The following is a 4209-nucleotide window of genomic DNA, read 5'->3' as shown; positions in this document are numbered from 1 at the left end:
GCATGTCGGGACAACACCGACGAGAGGGTCGTCTGACCAGGAGGACGGCCAACCCTCCACTGGTCCGGTTACGGTAGTGACGTGGGACTGCACCTGAGCCAGGTCGACGAGGCGGACGAGCTGCTGACGAACGACCCGTTGGCGCTGCTGATCGGGATGGTGCTCGACCAGCAGATTCCGCTGGAGCGGGCATTCGGCGCGCCGTATGAACTGAGCCGGCGGCTCGGCCGTCCCCTGGACGCGGCGGATCTCGCCAATGCGGACCCCGACGAACTCGGCACGGTGTTCTCCCGGGCGCCGGCACTGCACCGGTTCCCCGCGTCGATGGCCAAGCGGGTCCAGGCGATGTGCCACCTGGTGGTCGACGACTACGACTCGGACGCCGCGAACGTCTGGCTGACCGCGACCGACGGCCGTGAGCTGCTGCGGCGTGTCTCGGCGTTGCCCGGGTTCGGGCCGCAGAAGGCCAAGATCTTCGTCGCGCTGCTCGGAAAGCAGCTCGGCGTCACCCCGCCGGGTTGGCGGGAGGCGTCGGCTCCCTTCGGAGAGGACGGATCGTTCCGTTCGATCGCCGACATCATCGATACGATCACCCGTGACAAGGTCCGCGAGTACAAGAAGGCGATGAAGGCCGCCGCCAAGGCATCCACCGGCTAACCGGGGTCTCTGGTGCTGAAGATCGGCGCGAGTTTGTCATCGGGTACGTTTTTCGGCCCGAAAACCGTACACAACGACAAACTCGCGCCGATCATGATCTGTGGGGTGGCCGCGGACGGGATCCGCACGACCTGAGGCTGTCGCCGAGTCGGCGCTCGGGCGCCATGGCCGCGCTCCGGGGTGCAACAACAGTCGGCGGATGTTGATGCTGGGTGCCCCGTACGCCTCAGGCGCCTCGTGTACCTTGTGCTACCTGTTCATTACCTCGTTCACCGCGTCGTCTCCCTTGTGACACCTGATGGGCGTGTGCAGATAAGGAAATCGCCGTTGCGCGTCGGAATCGTGGGTCGATAACCTGCGGCACGCCGTGTAGGGGGAGAGAATGAATTTTCGTTCATTGCCGCGGATGCTGGGCGCCTTCGCGGTGACGCTCGCCACTGTGAGCGCATATCTGGTCGCCGTTCCCGGGCTTGCGCGCTCGGATGTTCTCACCGTGTCGCAGGATGCGTTGCGCACCGGCTGGGACCAGGCGGAGCCGGGTCTTTCCCCGTCATCGGTGAGCGCCTCCGACTTCGGCGAGCTCTATTCTGTCGATCTTAATGGCTCGGTCTACGGCGAACCTGTCATCGCCGGGGGGACCGTCGTCGTCACGACCGAGAACAACAACGTCTACGGTATTGACGAGGTAACCGGCCTGAAGAAGTGGTCGATGTCGGTGGGTGCGCCGTGGCCGCCCTCGGTCATCGGGTGCGGCGACGTGGGAATCAACATCGGCATCACCTCGACGCCCGTTGTCGACAAGGCGACCAACACCGTCTATCTGACCGCGAAGGTCAATGACGGTGGCGACGTGCAACACCCTCATTACTACATGCATGCGCTGGACCTCACGACCGGCGCCGAGCGTAGCGGCTGGCCGGCGACGATCCAGGGCGCGCCCAGCAACGATCCGGCCGGCACACCGTTCGACGCCCGGGTCGAACTGCAGCGCCCGGGGCTGCTGCTACTCAACGGGGTTGTGTACGCGGCGTTCGGTGGCCACTGCGACATCGGCAAGTACCGCGGCTATGTCGTCGGCGTGAGCACGACGACCGCGAAGCTGACCACGATGTGGGCCAGCGAGGCTACCGGCAGCGATATCGGCGGGGGTATCTGGCAGAGCGGCGGTGGCCTGATCTCGGACGGGCCTGGACGAATCATCCTCACGACCGGTAACGGAGTGTCGCCCGCGCCCGGGCCCGGCTCGAGCGTGCCCGGCCAGCTTGCGGAGGCCGTGGTCCGACTTGGTGTCGGTGCTGACGGCAAGCTCTCGACGCAGGACTTCTTCACCCCGGTGAACGCCGCGACGTTGAACCAGAATGACACCGACCTCGGCTCGGGCGGTCCGCTGGCCCTGCCCGACGGGTTTGGCACCCCCACCCATCCCCACCTGCTCGTACAGGACGGCAAGGACGGGCGGGTGTTCCTGCTCGACCGCGACGACCTCGGCGGGCGCGGGCAGGGACCGCAGGGCATCGACGACGTGGTGGGCATGACCGGTCCGTTCCAGGGCGTGTGGGGTCACCCGGCGTTGTGGGGCGGCGACGGTGGCTACGTGTACCTGGCAGGCAGCGGAGGTCCGCTGCGCGCGTTGAAGTACGGCCTGACCGGCGCGGGTGAGCCGGCCCTGGCCGCGGCGGGCACGAGTAGCGGCACGTTCCCGTTCGGCTCCGGTTCGCCCACGGTCACCTCCGATGGGACGACATCTGGATCCGCGCTGGTGTGGATGGTCTACGAAAGTGGCGCGTCCGGCTCCAACGGCCAGTTGCGGGCCTACGACGCGGTCCCCACCAACGGCGTGCTCACCCAGCGCTTCTCCGCGCCGATCGGGATCGCGTCGAAGTTCACCAAGGTGGCGACCGACGCCAACCGCGTGTTCGTCGGTACCCGCGACGGTCATCTGCTCGCCTTCGGCCGGCCGACCGGCGCGGTGCTGTACGGCTCGGCGACCGACTTCGGGAAGGTCCCCGTCGGAGGGTCCGCCACCGCCACGGCGCAGGTCACGGCGCGTGTTCCGCTGACCGTGTCGGCGATCTCCACGTCCGCGCCGTTCGCGGCGACGCTGCCGACGCTGCCGGTCACCCTTGCCGCCGGTGCCACCCTGAGCGTGCCGGTGACCTACACGCCGACGGCCCCGGTCGCCACGGACGTCTCGCTCACGTTCACCACCGATACCGGACTGGCCTCGATCGACCTGCGGGGCATCGGCACGCAGGCGGGTCTGGGCGCGGACCCGCCGTCGCTCGCGTTCGACCGACTCTCCACCGGCGGCTCGAGTGCGCTGTCGGTGAACATCGTCAACACCGGCACCGCGGCGACCACGATCACTGGGGCCACTCTGCCCGGTGACCCGTTCACCGTGAGCGGCCTGCCCGCGCCCGGCGCCACGATTCCGGCCGGCGGCTCGGTGACCGCATCGGTGACGTTCGCTCCCACGACCGCCGGGACCTTCGCCGCCACCCTGACGGTCACCAGTGCTGACGGCCCGGTGAGTGTGGCGTTGTCCGGGTCCGCGGTCACCGGCGCCCCGAAGATGACGATCTCGCCGACGTCACTGGACTTCGGCCAGGTTCCGCAGGGCCAGGCGCGCACGGCGACGTTTGACGTCCGCAACGACGGCAACCTGCCGTTGACGATTACAAAGGCGAAGGCCCCGGTCGGTGACTTCGCCAGTACGCAGATCTCCGAAGGGCTCACGCTGGCCCCGGGCGAGGTGATCCACCAGTCGGTGACGTTCACGCCGACCTCGACCGGGGTGCAGGCCGGCTCGTACATCCTCACCGGCGATGACGGAGCGGGCGTACAGACCGTGACGTTGTCCGGCGAAGGCACCTCGCCGGACCCGAACAGCTTCCCGCCGCCCAGCCAGGGTAAATGGACGCTCAACGGGACCGCGGCGATGTCCGGCGGTGATCTGGTGCTGACCCCGACGCAGCAGTACAAAGCCGGCTCCGCCGTCTACCCGGTGACCGTGTCGACCGACCGGTTGGCGATCGAGTTCACCGCCCAGATCGGTGGCGGCACAGGTGGCGACGGACAGACGTTCGCGCTGCTGGACGCGACCAAGACGACCGACCGGGCGCTGGGCACGAACGGTGGGTCCATGGGCTTCGGTACCCTACCCGGGGTGGCGGTCGCCCTCGACACCTACACCCACGGCAATTCGCTCGCCGTGGCGACGGGGACATCCGGCGGATCCTCGACGTACGTGGCGCGCACGACCAACGTGCCCCACTGGCGTGACGGTACCCACGTTGTCGACGTGGTTGTCACCGGCGGCCGCGTGCAGGTCGCGGTCGACGGCCAGGCCAAGCTCGACGTCGCCGTGGCGGTGCCGGCCAACGCGCTGCTGGCCTTCACCGGTTCAACCGGTTCCGTCACTGATCTGCATGTGGTGCGCGACGTGACGATCAGCCGTCTTCCGTCGACGCCGCCACCGCTCACCGCGCCCGGATGGTCGCGCAACGGCTCGGCGACGCTGTCGGGCAGCGACCTCGTGCTCACGCCCGCGGC

The 4209-nt window shown here is 68.4% G+C and carries 2 protein-coding genes; both read left to right on the top strand.

What is annotated here, in order from left to right; all coding sequences use genetic code 11:
* The first annotated feature begins 81 nt into the window (after positions 1–81).
* Positions 82–657 carry an HhH-GPD-type base excision DNA repair protein gene (locus tag U9977_RS09415; protein ID WP_322748821.1) on the top strand — a complete coding sequence of 192 codons (576 nt, stop codon included), beginning with the start codon at positions 82–84 and terminating at the stop codon, positions 655–657.
* A gap of 382 nt (positions 658–1039) precedes the next feature.
* The coding region (locus U9977_RS09410; protein WP_322748820.1) for a choice-of-anchor D domain-containing protein at positions 1040–4209 on the top strand (3170 nt) is incomplete at its 3' end.

The organism is Protofrankia sp. Cas8 (assembly GCF_963555845.1).
Classification (GTDB): Bacteria; Actinomycetota; Actinomycetes; order Frankiales; family Frankiaceae; genus Protofrankia.
The sequence above is the reverse complement of the archived record's forward strand: the minus strand, read 5'-3'. Positions and strand labels throughout refer to the sequence as shown.